The organism is Novosphingobium sp. 9U (assembly GCF_902506425.1).
Classification (GTDB): Bacteria; Pseudomonadota; Alphaproteobacteria; order Sphingomonadales; family Sphingomonadaceae; genus Novosphingobium.
In genome coordinates, this window is record NZ_LR732516.1 from 1 (window position 1) to 15997 (window position 15997).

The 15997-nt window shown below is 65.4% G+C and carries 16 protein-coding genes; 5 read left to right on the forward strand and 11 right to left on the reverse strand.

Annotated features, from left to right (window positions below; all coding sequences use genetic code 11):
* Positions 1-148: 148 nt before the first annotated feature.
* Positions 149-1828, reverse strand: a complete 1680-nt coding sequence (locus tag GV044_RS19425) for a CHASE domain-containing protein (RefSeq protein ID WP_159874012.1) — start codon at positions 1826-1828, stop codon at positions 149-151.
* A gap of 129 nt (positions 1829-1957) precedes the next feature.
* Between GV044_RS19425 and GV044_RS22390 the strand changes: the two genes are divergently transcribed.
* Both GV044_RS22390 and GV044_RS19435 read left to right on the forward strand, forming a co-directional pair.
* Complete coding sequence (locus tag GV044_RS22390) at positions 1958-2221, forward strand: NepR family anti-sigma factor (RefSeq protein ID WP_236555120.1); 264 nt, start codon at positions 1958-1960, stop codon at positions 2219-2221.
* Positions 2211-2834, forward strand: coding sequence for a sigma-70 family RNA polymerase sigma factor (locus GV044_RS19435; protein WP_159874014.1), 624 nt, complete (start codon positions 2211-2213; stop codon positions 2832-2834). Before GV044_RS22390 ends, GV044_RS19435 begins: the two co-directional genes overlap by 11 nt.
* A 71-nt stretch (positions 2835-2905) precedes the next feature.
* Here GV044_RS19435 and GV044_RS19440 read toward each other — a convergent pair whose 3' ends face one another.
* The 3 genes from GV044_RS19440 to GV044_RS19450 form a co-directional block, all read right to left on the reverse strand.
* The gene (locus GV044_RS19440; RefSeq protein WP_159874016.1) at positions 2906-3508 is read right to left on the reverse strand and encodes a superoxide dismutase; all 603 of its coding nucleotides are present in this window, start codon (positions 3506-3508) and stop codon (positions 2906-2908) included.
* A gap of 349 nt (positions 3509-3857) precedes the next feature.
* The gene (locus GV044_RS19445; protein WP_159874018.1) at positions 3858-4142 is read right to left on the reverse strand and encodes a hypothetical protein; all 285 of its coding nucleotides are present in this window, start codon (positions 4140-4142) and stop codon (positions 3858-3860) included.
* Positions 4143-4192: 50 nt separating this feature from the next.
* Entirely contained in the window at positions 4193-4462 is a 270-nt protein-coding gene (locus GV044_RS19450) for a GlsB/YeaQ/YmgE family stress response membrane protein (RefSeq protein WP_159874020.1), read from the reverse strand.
* Positions 4463-5204: 742 nt separating this feature from the next.
* Between GV044_RS19450 and GV044_RS22395 the strand changes: the two genes are divergently transcribed.
* On the forward strand, positions 5205-5693 hold the full coding sequence (locus GV044_RS22395) for an energy transducer TonB (protein WP_236555121.1): 489 nt from the start codon (positions 5205-5207) through the stop codon (positions 5691-5693).
* A gap of 100 nt (positions 5694-5793) precedes the next feature.
* Entirely contained in the window at positions 5794-6681 is an 888-nt protein-coding gene (locus GV044_RS19460; protein WP_159874024.1) for a TauD/TfdA family dioxygenase, read from the forward strand.
* Between the two features lie 9 nt (positions 6682-6690).
* Here the strand turns inward: GV044_RS19460 and GV044_RS19465 are convergent, their stop codons facing one another.
* From GV044_RS19465 to GV044_RS19475, 3 genes are read right to left on the reverse strand one after another with little or no spacing between them, the layout of a single operon-like run.
* Entirely contained in the window at positions 6691-7464 is a 774-nt protein-coding gene (locus GV044_RS19465; protein ID WP_201299171.1) for an SDR family NAD(P)-dependent oxidoreductase, read from the reverse strand.
* Between the two features lie 33 nt (positions 7465-7497).
* Complete coding sequence (locus GV044_RS19470; RefSeq protein WP_159874028.1) at positions 7498-8130, reverse strand: TetR/AcrR family transcriptional regulator; 633 nt, start codon at positions 8128-8130, stop codon at positions 7498-7500.
* A gap of 45 nt (positions 8131-8175) precedes the next feature.
* Positions 8176-9042, reverse strand: coding sequence for an LLM class F420-dependent oxidoreductase (locus GV044_RS19475; protein ID WP_159874030.1), 867 nt, complete (start codon positions 9040-9042; stop codon positions 8176-8178).
* A gap of 215 nt (positions 9043-9257) precedes the next feature.
* Here GV044_RS19475 and GV044_RS19480 point away from each other — a divergent pair, with 215 nt between their 5' ends.
* Positions 9258-10706 carry an SRPBCC family protein gene (locus GV044_RS19480; protein WP_159874032.1) on the forward strand — a complete coding sequence of 483 codons (1449 nt, stop codon included), beginning with the start codon at positions 9258-9260 and terminating at the stop codon, positions 10704-10706.
* A 73-nt stretch (positions 10707-10779) separates the two neighbouring features.
* On the opposite strand, the gene GV044_RS19485 is transcribed toward GV044_RS19480, so the two are convergent.
* The 4 genes from GV044_RS19485 to mltG form a co-directional block, all read right to left on the reverse strand.
* On the reverse strand, positions 10780-13110 hold the full coding sequence (locus tag GV044_RS19485) for a xanthine dehydrogenase family protein molybdopterin-binding subunit (protein WP_159874034.1): 2331 nt from the start codon (positions 13108-13110) through the stop codon (positions 10780-10782).
* On the reverse strand, positions 13107-14093 hold the full coding sequence (locus GV044_RS19490) for a xanthine dehydrogenase family protein subunit M (RefSeq protein WP_159874036.1): 987 nt from the start codon (positions 14091-14093) through the stop codon (positions 13107-13109). Before GV044_RS19490 ends, GV044_RS19485 begins: the two co-directional genes overlap by 4 nt.
* The gene (locus tag GV044_RS19495) at positions 14090-14599 is read right to left on the reverse strand and encodes a 2Fe-2S iron-sulfur cluster-binding protein (protein ID WP_159874038.1); all 510 of its coding nucleotides are present in this window, start codon (positions 14597-14599) and stop codon (positions 14090-14092) included. Before GV044_RS19495 ends, GV044_RS19490 begins: the two co-directional genes overlap by 4 nt.
* 169 nt (positions 14600-14768) lie before the next feature.
* Positions 14769-15743 carry an endolytic transglycosylase MltG gene (gene mltG / locus GV044_RS19500; protein ID WP_159874040.1) on the reverse strand — a complete coding sequence of 325 codons (975 nt, stop codon included), beginning with the start codon at positions 15741-15743 and terminating at the stop codon, positions 14769-14771.
* Positions 15744-15997: the final 254 nt, after the last annotated feature.

Consider the following 15997-nt stretch of genomic DNA (forward strand, 5'->3'; position numbering starts at 1 on the left):
CCCCCATCCCCACCCCCTCCCCCGCGGGAGGAGTGGGGAAGAAGGTAGGATATTAGGAGATCAAGGCTCGCGATCGAGAAGCACGCTCCCCCTCGCACGGCCTGCAACCGACAAGTTGAGTACTGAGTCGCCCCGCATCCTAGCGAGGTCAGCGGCGGGGATCGCTCCGCAGTGAAAACTCGCGGCTGACGCGCACGGGTACCGTCAGGCGGCATTCGACGCCGCCGGGCAGGAACTGCAGGTCGACCTGCGATCGCAGTTCATGGGCGACGATCTTCTCGATCAGGTCGCGTCCGAACCCACGCTTGTTTGGTTCCCGCACTGGCGGGCCGCCCTCTTCACGCCAGTGTATCTCGGCATGGTCGGGGCCCGCGAACGACCAGTTCACGTGAATCCGCCCGCTGGTCGTGCTTAGCGCACCGTACTTGGCCGCGTTCGTGGCCAGTTCGTGGATGGCCAGGCCGAGCGACATGGCATCGTTGGGGGCCAGCTTGATCTCCGGCCCGCTCATCACGACGTGCGACTCGTTCCCCTCCATGTAGGGGGCCAGTTCCGAACGGACGACCTCACCGAGTGGAGCATTACTCCAATCCGACTGCGAGAGCAGGTCATGCGTCGCAGACAAGGCGCGGATGCGTGAGGTCAGGCTTTCGGTGAAATCGTCGATATCGGTCGATCGGCGGCGGGTCAGCGCCGCGATCGAAAGGACATTGGCAAGCGTGTTCTTGACCCGGTGATTGAGCTCGCGCGTGAGCGAATTGCGGATCGCGGATTGGCGGCTCAGCCATTCGAGCACGCGGCGATCCTCGGCCGCCCGACGGGTAATCAGGCGTCCGATCGCCATGACCATCAGCGAGGTGATGACGCCGAAGAACAGCGTGACCCGTGCCGTGGTCGAAAGCGTGCCGATCTTCTTGTCACTGACGCGGATGACCCAGGCATGGTTGCCGACATCGATCCGCCGCTCCATCGCCGAACCCGTGGTTCCCGAGACGCGCCGCTGCGCCAGCAGGTTCTCCGGCGCGATCGACTGGTCATAGACACTGACCTCGATCTCGTCGTTGCGATACAGCTCGGCCGCACTCGCCAGGAAGTCGTCGGCGCGAAAGGGGCTATAGACGAAGCCCTTTACCGCGCTGCGCCGGCGCGCGTCGATCACCGGCATGTAGATCAGGAAACCGGTACCGCCTGCCTCGCGGTCCTGCACCAGACGGACCTTGCCCGACGTGACAGGCTTTCCGCTATCCATGGCAAGTTCCATGGCCTGCCGCCGCACCGGATCGGCGTACATGTCGTAGCCGATGGCCCGCTGGTTGCTGCGGGTCATCGGCTCCAGGTAGACGACCGGCGTCGAGAATTCGCGTTCGGTGCCGCCATTGGTGCTGGCCGCGAAGGGATCGGGCCAGATGTGGAAGTCGGGGTTGCCGCTTTCACGCCGTTCAAGCTCGAAGGTAGGCGTGCTGGAAACGCGCAGCAGCGGCGCCCAGCCCAGGCCCAGCGAACCGTAGAGATTGCCGCTCGCCTGCAAGTCGGACGAGAACTCGGAGATCTTTTCTTGCGTGACTTCCGGCTGCATGGCGAAGAGCGCGGATCCGGCTCGCAGCAGCGCGATATTCTCGGTGGCGCGGCGCTGCAGAGCCGACGCGATTTCGGTCAGGTTGCGATCGAGTTCGACCTCACGGCGCTGCTGGTCAGAGCGCTCGATCGCCATGACACTGACGGCGGTGCCGATGCTGGCGATGATGAACAGCAGGAATGGCCATCCCCGCGGATAGCGGTGGAACCACGCCTGCTTCTCAACGCGATCGAGCAGAGTGTCGTCAACCACGCGCGAAACAGTTCCTCATGTATCCCCGCAAACGGTCGGGCGTGTTGCGCAGCCACACGGCATGGCAGCGGCGGCGCGCGCCGACAAGTGTTCGCCATAGGGGAACCATGGCATGGATCAATTGTTCCTGTGACAAACGCCGATCCGGCGCTGAAGCTCGACCGCTCTGCCACGTTTTGCAGACCTCCGCAGGAAAGGGAGTTCGTGTTGTCTCATCCGAAAGGACAAGGGGAGCCCGGGTCGCCGCCCGGTCTGCCACCGTCCATCCGCAAGGATGGTGAGCCGGGTTGGGCTGCAGGATTGAGAAAGCTCTACAAGTCCGTTGTCGAGGAGCCCCTCCCGGACAGCTTCGATGATATTCTCAAGAAGCTGGACGAGAGCGATGAAAGCTGATCGCGACCAGCTGGACAACAAGGCGGACGAGGCATTCCGGCGCGAGTTGCTGGGCACCCTGCCCCACTTGCGCGCTTTTGCGCGTGGGTTGTCGGGTCGGCCCGACTATGCGGACGACTTGGCGCAAGAAGCGGCGATCAAGGCCTGGACCGCGCGTGAGCGCTATACGCCAGGCACGAACATGCGCGCCTGGACCTTTGCGATCCTGCGAAATCATTACCTGAGCGAACTGCGCCGCAGCCGGCGGCAAACCGATCTGGACGAAGGCGCGGCCGAGCGGATGCTGGTGATGGATGCGGACCAGGAAGGCGGCATCCATCTGTCCGACATGGACGCGGCACTACAGCAGCTCGCACCCGAGCGCCGCGAGGCGGTGATGCTGGTGGGCGCGGGCGGCTTCACCTACGAGGAAGCGGCCGAGATCGCCGATTGCGCCGTCGGCACGATGAAGAGCCGCGTGGCGCGTGCGCGGGCCGAGTTGAACCGGCTGCTCGACTCCGATCCCGATCCCCAGGCGCTCGCCAAGCGCAACGCCACCGTTCGTGGTCGCAACAGGCGCGCCGCAGTCGAGGCGACCGAGCAACCCACGCGCACCCGCCGCCGCATCGGCTGAGCTACAAGATCCATGAAAAAGGCCCCGCTCTCGACGAGAGCGAGGCCTTTTTCGTTTAGCGGATCAACCGATCAGCTCGGGTAGATCCAGGGCGTGCCGCGGTCGAAGTTCTCCGAAGCGAACTTCCAGTTGATGATGTTGCCGAGCACCGCCTGCACGTAAGCCGGGCGCTTGTTCTTCTGGTCGACGTAGTAGGCGTGCTCCCACACGTCGACGGTCAGCAGCGGGTTGTCGCTGTCGAGCAGGCCGGTGTTGGCGTCATGCGTCGAGATGACGGCCAGCTTGCCGTCCTTGACAACGAGCCAGGCCCAACCGTTTGAGAAGTGGTTCACCGCCTCGTTTGTGAGTGCCTCGAGCAGGGCGTCCATCGAACCGAAATCGCGCTGAATCGCTGCAGCGAGTGCCTCGCTCGGCTCGCTCTTCTCGGGCGAGAGCGAGTGCCAGTAGAAGCCGTGGTTCCAGGTCTGGGCCGAGTTGTTGAACTTCGGACCGCTGGCAGCGCGGATGATGTCCTCGAGCGGCTTGCCCTCGTCCTCGGTTCCCGCGATCGCCGCATTCAGCTTGTCGACGTAGGTCTTGTGGTGCGCGCCATGGTGCACTTCGAGCGTCGTGCTCGAGATATGCGGTTCGAGCGCGTCGTGGCTGTAAGGCAGCGGCATCAGCGGAATGGTCATGGCAACTTTCCTGTTGTGGATTGCAAGTCAGGCGATGCGAAGTCTGGCCGCGCTCGGACAGAGCAAGGCAAGACCAAGCCGAGTGGCTCGCGGCGTAATGTTTGACGTCCGCGATGACAATTCAAGCAGGATATCCCGATCAGTCGGCACATCTAAACGTGCGAGCGTGCGTTTGCTGCAGGTCCTGCCTGCGCCTTGCACAACGAGCCACCACGCGCAAGATGTCGGGCGGTGAGCGAGCGCCTTGCAGCCCTTCCAGGCCGTCCCCGAACGCGAAAAGGGGACGGCGATCGCTCGCCGTCCCCTCTGCGTGACCCGAGTGGTCTTGCGACCACGCGGAAGACGATCCTTACGGGTGACCCGCTTCGGCGTCCGCCTTCTCTTCGAGAGCGTCGGCCTTGGCTTCGCCGGTGGCGCGCACGGCGTCGGCCTGGTCCTGCATTGCTTCTTCCGAAGCGCCGCCCACCTGATCGGCCGCGTTGTCGATGGCGTCGGCCGTGGCGTCAGCCGAAGCTTCGACCTGGTCGGCAGCGGCCTCGGTCGCGTCGTCAGCCTTGTTGTTGCAAGCCGCGAGGCTCAGCGAGGCACCGGCGACGGCCAAAACGGCGAGACGCGGCATGGTGATCAGTTTCATTGGGAAAGCTCCTTTTGCCCTGTTAAGTAGACGAACGTCCATCGCGAAGCTTAGCGGATCGAACCGCGACGGAACAGGTTCACGATCGCCAGCAGGATCACTGCGCCCAAGAACGAGGCGAACAGCGACATGATGTCGAACGAACCACTGGTGATCGGCGCGCCGCCGATAAGCGGAGTGATGACCACGCCCGCAATCAAAGCGCCGATGACGCCGACCACGATGTTGAGGAAGATACCCTGCTGGCCATCCGTGCGCATGAGAATGCTTGCGAGCCAGCCGATGATACCGCCAACGATGAGAATCAGAATTAGGGTCATGTGTCCAAACTCCAGATGCGTACCTGACCGCCTAAACGGGTTGATCTTTGGTTGGTTCCGGCATCTGGAACTCAGCTTATCGCAATACGACTCGGCGCCGCACTTGCGTGTGATCACGCCATAGTGGGCCGACTGGCAAGTCCAATCGCTCTACAGGCTTGTGGACATTGCAACGCGCCGCAATGGCAATGGCTCGCAAGCTGCAGAAAATAAGTGTGAAAAGTCAGATCCGCCGCCTGTCGGCTCGGTGAGTCAGCGCATCGGTTTGCACCTCTCGCGCAAGCGCGGTCGGGCAGAGTTTTGGTTCCAAGCATTTTGTCACACGCCAGAAAAGATTCCGTTTCGATCGGATGCGCACCCTCTTCGATTGCCCGCCGGCAGCCTCCACCAGCGCAGATCGTTCAGGCCCTAGCGAGGACCGGCGTGCCATTCCTGGCGCGCTAAACGGGAATGAACAGCCTTGTACGCTCCATCGTTACGACAGCGGACCGTGTCTGCCCTTGCTTCCATCGGGATCGTCGCTGTTGGCGGCGCGGCTCTCATCTTGGGCTTGAACACGGACGCACCGCTGACGAGGCAAGTCACCGAGACTCTGACGGCACTCACGCCTGCGCCGCCTGCACCACCGCCCCCTTCACCCAAGAAGCGCCCGCGACCGACCCCGACCCAGGCCACGAGAGCGGAAGCCTCACGACCGAAGGACGAAGCGTCGCCAGAGAACCTGCGAAATCGGGCGAGTGCCGTGTTCGCTCCCGTGACGCCACCCCTGCGCCCTCCCCCGCCGATCATCGCAGCGCCAAAGCCTGGCATCGGCAATGCAGCCAACACCGGTGCTTCGGACCGGGTCGGACCGGGACAAGGTGCAGGCGGCATCGGCGACGGCACCGGCGGAGGGGGCGACGGCGGCGATGGTCACGGCATGGACGATGCCGTGACCCGGCCGGTGCAGACACGCGGCAAGCTCTACTGGTCGGACCTGCCGAAGTCCCTGCGCGAGGCTCATCAAGGCGGCGAGCTGGAGCTGCGCTACGTCGTCAACGTCGATGGCCGGGTGAGCGACTGCCATGTGACGCAGTCCAGCGGCAGTCCCCAGCTCGATGCGCAGACCTGCCGCTTGATCACCGAGCGCTTCCGGTTCCGCCCTTCGCGCGATGCCTCGGGGCGCCCGGTGTCATCCGGCATCATCGAGCGGCACGGGTGGGAACCCCGGCCCGAGGACGCCACCGAGTAGCCGGCGCAAGGAACGGTTGCTTGCCTCATCCTCGTCTCCATTGCCATCGAGCGGATCAATCCTGTACACCTGCTCAGCACAACAAGAATGGAGACCGGAGATGAGCCTGACCGTCAAACCCGCAAAGCCGAGCATCGGCGGCATCATCCAGGTCGATCGGGATCATCTGCTGGACGACGAGACGATCGCCACCGTCCAGCATGAGCTCGAGCAGCGCGGCGTGCTGGTCTTTCCCGAACTCCACGCCAGCGACGAACTCCAGCTCGCCTTCACCGACCGGCTGGGAGATAGGGTGAACTTTACGCGCAGGGTGCCTGGCTCTGACGTCGACACGCCCGACGTCTACAAGATCACTCTCGACCGCAAGCTCAACTCCGAGCCGGACTATGTGCTGGGCACCTTCTTCTGGCATATCGACGGGATCACGATCGACCAGCCGCTGCCCAAGGCCACCGTTCTGTCGGCGCGCAAGCTGTCCGACAGCGGCGGCGCCACGGAGTTCGCCAATCTCTACGCCGCCTACGAACTGCTGCCCGAGCGCGAGAAGCAGGAGATTGAGAACCTGCGGGTGATCCATACGGTGGAGGCGGCCGTGCGCCCGGTCCATGGCACGCCGACCCAAGAGCGCATCGAACGCTACCGCAACCTGGCAGCGGTGATGGAGCAGCCGCTGGTCTGGACGCATGACGACGGGCGCAAGTCGCTGCTGCTGGGCACGCATGCCGATGGCATCGTCGGCATGCCGGGCGCCCATGGCCGCGCCCTGCTCACTCGATTGCAGCAGTGGGCTGCTCAGCCCGATCTCGTCTACACGCACCACTGGACCGAGGGTGACCTGGTGATCTGGAACAACCAGGGCGTCATGCATCGCGTGGTGCCTTACACCGACGAGGGCCGTGTCATGCACCGCACCACTATCGCCAGCAAGGAGAAGCCCGGCCACGTGGCGTCGTCGGCCGAGTTGCAGCGCATCTACGAGATGGCCTGAGCCCTCCGGTCAACCGCCCGTCAAGTGCAGGCCGGCATCGGCGAGCAGCGTCTCGCCGGTGACGTGCCGCGCGGCGGGCGAGTTCAGGAACAGCGCGCTACCCGCGATCTCGTTCGGTTGCGCCGCCACTTGCAACAGCGTGCGCTCGGCGATGGAATCGCGGATGCGACCGCGAGCGCTTCCCAACTTGTCGAACCAGGGCGTGTCGATGAAGCCCGGACACAGCGCGTTCACCCTGATCCGCGGAGCCAGCGCCCGCGCCAACGACAGCGCCAGATTGTTGAGCGCGCCTTTTGACGCCGAGTAGGCGATCGACGAACCACCTCCGGTCACACCCGCAATGGACGATACCATGACCACGGCCGCGCGCTCCGATGCCTCCAGCAGCGACTGGGACGCGCGCACCATCTGGTATGGTCCGACCACGTTGACCTTGTAGATGTCGACGAAGTCGTCGCCTGAAAGCGCGCCGAGATCTTCGTACTTGGCCGTTTTGGTCCGACCGGCGTTGTTGAACAGCGCGTCGATCCGGCCCCACGGCGCGGCAGCCGCAGCGATCGCGCGGCAGTCTTCATCGTCCGAGACATCGCCCCGAACCAGCACCGCTTCTGCGCCATGCGCACGCACCATCGCCGCCGTCTCTTCTGCTCCTTCGCGGCTGGTGGCGTAGTTGATGACCACGCAGCGGGCGCCTTGCTCGGCTGCGCCCTGCGCGATCGCTTGGCCGAGGCCCGACGAGGCGCCAGTAACGACCACGACTGTTTCGGCGTACGGTTGGCGCATCATCCCATCTCCTGAAGACCTCGGCCGCCTCGATCAGGCGATGCTGATCTCGCCCGTCTCGAAGAAATTGAGCAGACCGCGGCCCAGCACGTCGATGCCGACCGGAAGTTTCGCCGCGCTCATCGGTTCGGCGAAACAAACCGCGCTCTCGATCAGCAAAATCATCAGGTAACAGCGCGTGCGTTTGGTTTCACGCGTGGCGCCGCTCAGGCCGTCCAGGGAGAAGCCGGGATACCGCGCGCCGAGGATGGCGATGATGCTCTCGCGGTGGTCGCGCACCGGCTCGGCCCATTGCGGATCGATGCTGGCGCCGACCCAGAAGAGGTTGAGCGATGTCCTGCGCTCGTCCATCGCCTCGCGGAACTCGCGCAGCCAGGTTTTCACTCCGGTGAGCGAGAGGCGCGTCATGCCCGCCAGGGTGCGATACCGATCAAGCTGGTGTTCGAGATCCTCGCGCATCAGCCCGAACAGGATCTCTTCCTTGCTGCGATAATAGAGGTAGACCGTGGCGCGGCTGACTTGCGCACCCTCGGCGATCTCCTCGACCGAGGTCGGGAAGAAGCCTTTGGCTGAGAAAATCGCCCTTGCCGCATGCAGGATGCGCGCTTCCGTGCTGAGCGCGTCATCCTTGTCGAGCAGGCGGCGTCGTCGCTTCACCGTTGTCATGTACGCGCCTTATGCCGGGCCACACGGCCATCGGCAAGGAGCCGCTCACATCAGCCCAACGCCTCCCAGAGCAGCCGCCACAGTCTCGAACCAGGTGACGTGCGCGGAAGCATCGGCAAAGCCCATGCCCATCGAATTGACCGATGCATGCGTACCGCCGGCGTCGCGCCAGCGCAGCGCGAAGTCGGCGACATCCTGAGGAGTCTTGGGCCGCAACATGTTGCATTGCTTTCCGAAGGCGGCGCCGTCTCGCCCCTCATCGCGCAGAGCCGCATCCAGGGTGGCGAGTTGCGCGAAGGCGTCGGCCGCGCCATCGGCGAAGATGAAGCCGTCCGCGATCCGCGCCGCGCGGCGCAGCGCCACATCGGCGAAGCCACCCATCCAGATCGGGATCTGCCGCTTGGGATGGGGCAGCGTCGCTGCGCGATCGATCCTGTCGAACTCACCTTCGAACGTCACCAGTGGCTCGCTCCACAAGCGGCGCAGCAGCGGCACCTGCTCGGCCATGCGCCGGCCCCGGGTCGAGAAATCCTGGCCAAGGGCATCGTACTCGACATAGTTCCAGCCGATGCCGACGCCGAGACGGAACCGCTCGCCGCTTAGCAAGTCGAGATCGGCCGCTTGGCGCGCGACCAGCGCCGTCTGCCGCTGCGGCAGGATCAGCACGCCGCTGACGAGCTCGATGCGGTGCGTCAGCCCAGCAAGGTAGGCGAACATGACGAAGGGATCGTGGAACGGGTGCTTCTCCGTATAGGGACCCCACAGCTTGGGCTCGCGATCGTGCGAAGCGCCCAGCACGTGATCATAGGCGAGCAGGTGATCGTAGCCGAGCTCCTCGGCCGCCAAGCCGATCGTGCGCACGGCAAGCGGGTCGCCCAATTCGTTCTGCGGATAGATCAGACCGATCTTCATGGCCGTTCTCCTTCAGGCGAGGCCGTACAGCCCGATGACTCCACGCCTACCCGGCGGGCGCCGGCGCCAGCAAGGGTGATTGCGCCTCGTGGCAGGACAGGTGTCCACCGTACCGCTGCGGCATGTCCCTGCGTGCAGCGCCGGCGGTGGTGCTTGCCACGAAGCGCCTGCCACGATGTACTGCGGGCAGAACAGAGCGCGGGAGATGGCGCAAGATGCTCAAGTCACCTGATGGCGGCCTCAGGTCCGTGCCCTTCCCGATCGAGGATCCCGAGCGGATCCCGGCGCGGCGCTACTACGACCAGGCGTTCTACGATGCCGAGGTCGAGCATTTGTGGCCGCACGTGTGGCAGATGGCCTGCCGCGAAGAGCAGCTGCAGGATGTGGGCGACTGGATCGAGTACGAGAACGTCGGCAAGTCGGTGATCGTGGTGCGCACGACTTCGGGTGTGAAGGCGTTCCACAACGCCTGCCGCCACCGCGGCGTGCCGATCGCCGGCGGCACCACGATCGGCTCGTCGCATGCGACCGCCCACGGCAACTGCGCCAAGAGCGGCTTCGTCTGCCCCTTCCACGGCTGGCGCTGGAACATGGATGGCGAGAACACGCTGGTCTATGGCAAGCACTTGTTCTCGGACCGCCAGCTCGACGCCGACGACATCAATCTGATCCCCTGCCGTGCCGAAGTCTGGGGCGGCTGCGTGTGGATCAACCACGACGATGACGCGCCCTCGGTGAAGGAGAGCCTGGGGCCCGTTGCCGACCGGCTTGAGGCGCATAACGTGCAGGCTCTGCGCGCGGAGTGGGCTTACGGCACCGTACTGCCGGCCAACTGGAAGATCGCAATGGAGGCCTTCATGGAAGGCTACCACGTGATGCAGACGCACCCGCAGCTGCACAAGCCGATGGAGGGTGTCTACCACGATCCCTTCGATCCGGACGTCGTGCTGCGCAAGGAAGGCTCGGCCAACGCCAGGCGAGTCGCGGTCGAGGGCGTGACGAGCCAGCAGGCGGTGGAGATGCAGAAGCACCACCTCGCTCTCCTCAGCGAGGGCATGGCCGGCATGGTCCACGCCAAGGAAGTCGAGATCGCCAAAAGCGTCTCGCACGAAGGCTTGTCGCAAGATCCCAACCTGGCCGTGCCGCAATGGTATGGCTTGGTGATGAAGCACATCAGCGAGGGCTTGCGCCAGCGTGGCGAGCCGGTGCCCGACTTGCTGGCGGTCGCGCAGTCCGACCCGATCAACGCAGTCGAGTTCCTGTTCCCGCACCACTTCCTGCTGCCGATCTTCTCCAGCATGTCGGCCTATCGCATCCGACCGCTAGGTCCGGAGAGCTGCTTCTTCGAGCTGTGGTCGCTGACCTTCTATCCCGAAGGCCAGGAGCCCGACCCGGTGATGGAGCCAATCGTGCTGCCGTTCGATAGCCCCGAGTTCCCGCCGATTCCGCGGCAGGACTACTCGAACATCCCGATCCAGCAGAAGGGCCTGCATGCCAAGGGTTTCGAGTTCATGCGCCTGTCCAAGGACATGGAAGGCCTGATCAGCAACTTCCAGCGCATCCTGGACGGCTATCTGGCGGGATTGCCGCAGGAGGCACTGGCAAAGGCGCAGCACCAGCTCGGCGGCAATTTCGATGGACCGATTGTGGAGCTGTGGGGTTAGAGCGTGATCACTTGTAGGTGAGTCCCCCTCTTCAGCGGGGACTGCGCCGAAATGACGAGTGCGCTCCCCTATTTTACAGCAGCTTGTCCAAGGTGATCGGCAGGTCGCGCACCCGCTTGCCCGTGGCGTTGTACACTGCGTTCGCGACGGCGGCCGACACACCCGTGATGCCGATCTCGCCGATTCCGCGCGCGCCCATTGGCGAGACCGGATCGGGTATGTCGCTGAAGATCACCTCGATCTCGGGCACGTCGAGATGCACCGGCAGGTGGTATTCCGAGAGGCTCGCGTTCATGATCCGGCCGTTGCGCGGGTCGACTTGCGTCTCCTCCATCAGCGCAGCCCCCAGGCCCATGATGATCCCGCCGCGCAGCTGGCTGGTGGCCGTCTTGGGATTGAGGATGCGGCCGCAGTCATAGGCGCCGGTGATCCGTGGCACTCGCACTTCGCCCGTGACTGCATTGACACGCGCTTCTACGAAAACCGCGCCGTGCGAGTGCATGGACCAGTGCATGCCTTCGCCCGGCATCGGCGCCTGGCCGACGACGGAAATCTCGAAGCGTCCCGCCCGGCTCAGGATCGAGGCATAGCTTTCGTACCGCTGCGGATCGCTGAGGCTGGCAAGGCCGCCGTGCGTGGTCCCGACCTCGTCTGCGGATAGCCCGGCCAGCGGCGAATCGTTGCCGGCCAGCTGCAGCAGCTCCTCCACAAGTTCGCGCGTCGCGACGATGATGGCGCTGCCGACCGATGCCGTTTGCTGCGAACCGCCCGCCAGCACCACGCCGGGAAGCGAGTTGTCGCCATAGCTGAACTCGATCGCGTCCATCGGCAGAGCCAGCCTGTCTGCCAGGATCTGGGTGTGCACGGTCGAGGTGCCCATCCCCATCTCATGCGCGGCGACGCTGACATGCGCACGGCCGTCAGCTGTGAGTTTGATGCCCGCCGCCCCGCCAGGCATGCGCTGATAAGGGTAGCCGGCCATCGCACAGCCCAAGCCCACCAACCACTCACCCTCGCGCCGTGAGCCGGGCGCCTGGCGCTTGTCCCAGCCGAAGCGCTCGGCGCCGGTGCGCCAGCACCACACGACCTCGCGCGATGAGAACGGCAGGCCCTTCATCGGGTCCTTCTCGGGCTCGTTGCGGATGCGCAGCTCGACCGGATCTACACCGATCTGCTCGGCCAATTCGTCCATCGCCGATTCCAGCCCGAAGCTGCCGACCGCCTCGCCGGGCGCGCGCATGAAGGTGTTGGCCAGCATGTCGAGCGTCGCGACCTGCACGTCGAGCAGCATCGACTTGGTCGCATAGCTACTCTGCGCCGAGAGGATAAACGGCTCTGGCAGCGCATTGTGCGCGCTCATGATCACCGTGCCGGTGTGCTGCAGTGCCTGCAGGCGACCCTCGGCATCGGTGCCCAGAGCAACGGTCTGCTCGGTCAACGCGCGGCCCCCGACGGTCCGATACACACCCTCTCGCGAGAGGTTCATGCGCACCGGACGACCCGACTCGCGTGCAGCGGCAGCGGCCAGGATCTGGTGGCTCCACAAGACCTTGCTGCCGAACCCGCCGCCGACATAGGGCGATGTCACATGGACCTTGTCCTCGTCTAGCCCGAACACGTTGCCCACGCTCCAGGCCACATGGTTCACCGCCTGCACGGCGTCGTGCATATGCAGTTCGCCATCCCGCCAATAGAGCGTCACGGCGTGAGGCTCGATCGCATTGTGGTTGTGCCGGGGCGTCGTGTAGGTCGCCTCGAAGCGGTGGCGGGCTGCGGCGAGCTCGTCCTCGGGCTTGCCCACTTCGACATGCGCTGGCTGGCCGAACACCACTCCGGTGTGCGTGCCACGCGCTTTGCCGGCCTCCAAGGTCGTCACCGCCTCGTCGATTTCGTAGGTGGCCTTGATCAGCGAGGCGGCATGTTCGGCCTGCTCCAGCGTCTCGGCAAGGACGAGTGCGATCGGCTGGCCATTGTAGTGGACCTCGGCATCTTGCAGGATCGGCAGGTCGTCGCCTCCACCGGCCTTGCCCGCGGTCATGAACAGCGGCATCGGCTTGAGGCGCGGCGCATTCTCGTGCGTCATCACCAGCACTACGCCAGGCGCTCCCTGCGCTGCCGACGTGTCGATCGCAGTGATACGTCCGCGCGCGATGGTGGCGAAAGTCAGCGCCGCGTGGGCCATGTTCTCCGGCGCGAACTCGGCCGCGAACTTGGCGGCGCCGCGCACCTTGAGCGGACCGTCAATGCGTGAGACCGGCTGCCCGACATGCCCGTGCTGCTGGCGGCCGACCGGATCGTTCCAAGCGCCGGGCACCCAGCTGGCAGGTGCCAGCTGGATCGCCTTCTCGACGGCGGCCTGCACCAGCCCCTGCGCCGCCTGGCGTGCGCTCTCGATCGGGTTCATGCGGCATCTCCGGCAAGGTCCGACAGCACGGCGGTGATCGTGCGCGCGGCGAGTTCGATCTTGAAGCCATTGTCCCGCAGCGGTCTGGCGTCCGCGAGTTCGGCATCGGCGGCCCGACGGAACAGCTCTGCAGACGCAGGCTGGCCAACCAGTGCAGCCTCGGCCTTTGCGGCGCGCCAGGGCTTGTGCGCCACGCCGCCAAGAGCAATCCGTGCTTCGGCGATCGTGCCGTCTTCCACGCGGAGCGCAGCAGCGACCGAGACGAGCGCAAAGGCGTAGCTGGAGCGATCACGGACCTTGCGGTAAGCCGAGTGCGCGGCAAGCGGCAGCGCCGGCAACTCGATCGCGGTGATTAGCTCGCCGGGCTGCAACACGGTTTCAATCTGCGGCGTCTCGCCCGGCAGCTGGTGGAAGTTGGCGAACGGCACCGAGCGGGTGCCCTCCGCCCCTTCGATCTCCACCGTGGCGTCGAGCACTGCCAGCGCGACGCACATGTCCGAGGGATGGACCGCCACGCATGCGTCCGAAGCGCCGAGGATTGCGTGGCCGCGGTTCAGGCCCTCCAGCGCATCGCAGCCCTGTCCCGGCGCGCGCTTGTTGCAGCGAGACCCTTCCTCGTCGTAGAAGTACGAACATCGGGTTCGCTGCAGCAGGTTCCCGGCCACCGTCGCCATGTTGCGGATCTGCGCCGACGCCCCCGCCAGCACGGCGCGCGACAGCACCGGATAGCGGCTGCGGATGAGCGGATGCTCGGCAAGCGCGGTATTGCGCGTTGCCGCACCGATCCTCAGGCCACCCGATGCGGTCTTCGCGATGCCCGCTGCCAGTCCGGTCACGTCGACGAGCTCGCGCGGCCGCTCGACGGTCTCGCGCATCAGGTCGACGAGGTTGGTGCCGCCCCCGAGGAACCGCGCATCTTGTGCCGCGCCCAGCAGCAGGGCATGGCTGGGGTCGCTGGCGCGCGCATACGTGAACTCGATCATCGCGCGCCCTCCGTCACGTAGGTGGCGACGATGGCATCGACGATCCCATTGTGCGCGCCGCAGCGGCACAAGTTGCCGCTCATCCGCTCGCGCAGCTCATCGTGCGTGAGTTCGATCTGAGTGCTCGCAAGGTCGCCGGTGACGTTGCTGGGCAATCCCCGCCGCCACTCCTCAACCATCGCCACGGCCGAGCAGATTTGGCCCGGTGTGCAGTAGCCGCACTGGAAGCCGTCGTGCTCGACGAAGGCCTGCTGCAGCGGGTGCATCGCGCCCTCCACGACCAATCCCTCGATCGTGGTGACCGAGCGACCATCCGCCTGCACGGCCAAGGTCAGGCAGGACAGCACGCGCTCCCCATCGAGTAGCACCGTGCAGGCGCCACACGCGCCCTGGTTGCAGCCCTTCTTGGTTCCGGTGAGATCGAGCCGCTCGCGCAGCAGGTCGAGGAGCGAGACGCGCGGGTCGGTCGGAACCGCGACCTGCATGCCGTTGACGGTCAGTGCCATGGGTAGGCTCCTTCGGCTGGGAGCGATGGGATGGTGAGCATAGCCATCGGCGGTCGCCGCGGCTCCGTTCACTTTTGGGCATATAGGATCGCAGTTGTGCGACTGCGAATGCAACTGGTCGCACGTAGACACCAGAGTGGCGCTGCGTCCTCGGTGTTGCGCCTGCCGGTTAAAGCTCGCCGCGTGCCCGGCGGATCGCGAACCACTTGGCGACGTTGCGATTATGCTCGTCCAGGGTTGCGGCGAACGCATGGCCACCGGTTCCATCCGCGACCATGTAGAGCGCCTTGGTGTCGGCCGGGTGCAGCACCGCCTCGATCGAGGCGCGGCCCGGGTTGGTGATCGGGTGCTTGGGCAGACCGACCATCGTGTAGGTGTTGTAGTCGTTCACCGCCTGGATCTCGGACTGCAGGATGCGGCGTCCGAGCGGCTTGCCCTTGGTGATGGGATAGATGATCGTCGGGTCGGCTTGCAGCATCATGCCCTGCTTCAGCCGGTTGGAATAGAGCCCGGCCACCATTTCGCGCTCGCTCGGCTTGCCGGTTTCCTTTTCAACGATCGATGCGAGTGTCAGCGCCTGCTCGGGCGTCTTCACCACAAGGTTCGGCGCGCGCTTGGGCCATAGCTCTGCGACCGTGCGGCTCATGGCCGCCTGCATTCGGCGCAGAACCGCCTGGCGGCTTTCGCCGCGCTCGAAGGCATAGCTATCTGGCAGCACCGACGCCTCGGCGGGTATCGGTACCACGCCGGTCAGCTGGTCCTGCGCCTTCAGCCGCTCGTAGACCATGATCGAAGGCATGCCTTCGGGCACGGTCACAAAGCGGCGGATCACGTCGTCGCTGGTGATGATCGAGAGCACTTGCGAGGGGCTGGCATGCGCAGGAATCGCGAACTCGCCCGCCTTGATGTCCCGCCCGCCGCCGAAGATGCGCGCGCGCAGCTTGAAGCCGGTTGCGGAGGAGATCACGCCCTTGGCCTCCAGCCGCTCGGCCACGGTACCCAGCGACGCGCCGTTGGGGACGATGAAGGTGCCGTCCTTCGCTTGCGGGCCCGAGCCGTACCAGCCGCCGAGGAACACGCCGATGGCGATCAGCCCCGCGATGACGAGCACCGCGATCAGCCCGCAACCCTTGCGCGAGAGCACTTAGCTGTCCTCCCCGGCACGGGGAGGGGGACCGCCAGCATAGCTGGTGGTGGAGGGGACTCGCGTCCTCCCGCAAGCTCGCGTGGTGGCGAGAGTCTCCTCCACCACTCGCTGCGCGAGCGGTCCCCCTCCCCGAATCGGGGAGGACAAGGGATCCCTCGCGCCCAAAGCCTCAGTCCGCCTTGCGCATGATCAGGCTGGCGTTGGTGCCGCCAAAGCCGAAGCTGTTGTTCAGCACCGCGCGCACTTCGCGC

Bases quoted from the DNA above. Each gene is read 5' to 3' on its own strand.
- GV044_RS19445 (WP_159874018.1), bottom strand. From the start codon at position 4,142: ATGAAACTGATCACCATGCCGCGTCTCGCCGTTTTGGCCGTCGCCGGT.
- GV044_RS19460 (WP_159874024.1), top strand. From the start codon at position 5,794: ATGAGCCTGACCGTCAAACCCGCAAAGCCGAGCATCGGCGGCATCATC.
- GV044_RS19440 (WP_159874016.1), bottom strand. From the start codon at position 3,508: ATGACCATTCCGCTGATGCCGCTGCCTTACAGCCACGACGCGCTCGAA.
- GV044_RS19465 (WP_201299171.1), bottom strand. From the start codon at position 7,464: ATGCGCCAACCGTACGCCGAAACAGTCGTGGTCGTTACTGGCGCCTCG.
- GV044_RS19495 (WP_159874038.1), bottom strand. From the start codon at position 14,599: ATGGCACTGACCGTCAACGGCATGCAGGTCGCGGTTCCGACCGACCCG.
- GV044_RS19470 (WP_159874028.1), bottom strand. From the start codon at position 8,130: ATGACAACGGTGAAGCGACGACGCCGCCTGCTCGACAAGGATGACGCG.
- GV044_RS19435 (WP_159874014.1), top strand. From the start codon at position 2,211: ATGAAAGCTGATCGCGACCAGCTGGACAACAAGGCGGACGAGGCATTC.
- GV044_RS19480 (WP_159874032.1), top strand. From the start codon at position 9,258: ATGCTCAAGTCACCTGATGGCGGCCTCAGGTCCGTGCCCTTCCCGATC.
- GV044_RS19475 (WP_159874030.1), bottom strand. From the start codon at position 9,042: ATGAAGATCGGTCTGATCTATCCGCAGAACGAATTGGGCGACCCGCTT.
- GV044_RS19490 (WP_159874036.1), bottom strand. From the start codon at position 14,093: ATGATCGAGTTCACGTATGCGCGCGCCAGCGACCCCAGCCATGCCCTG.
- GV044_RS19485 (WP_159874034.1), bottom strand. From the start codon at position 13,110: ATGAACCCGATCGAGAGCGCACGCCAGGCGGCGCAGGGGCTGGTGCAG.
- GV044_RS19450 (WP_159874020.1), bottom strand. From the start codon at position 4,462: ATGACCCTAATTCTGATTCTCATCGTTGGCGGTATCATCGGCTGGCTC.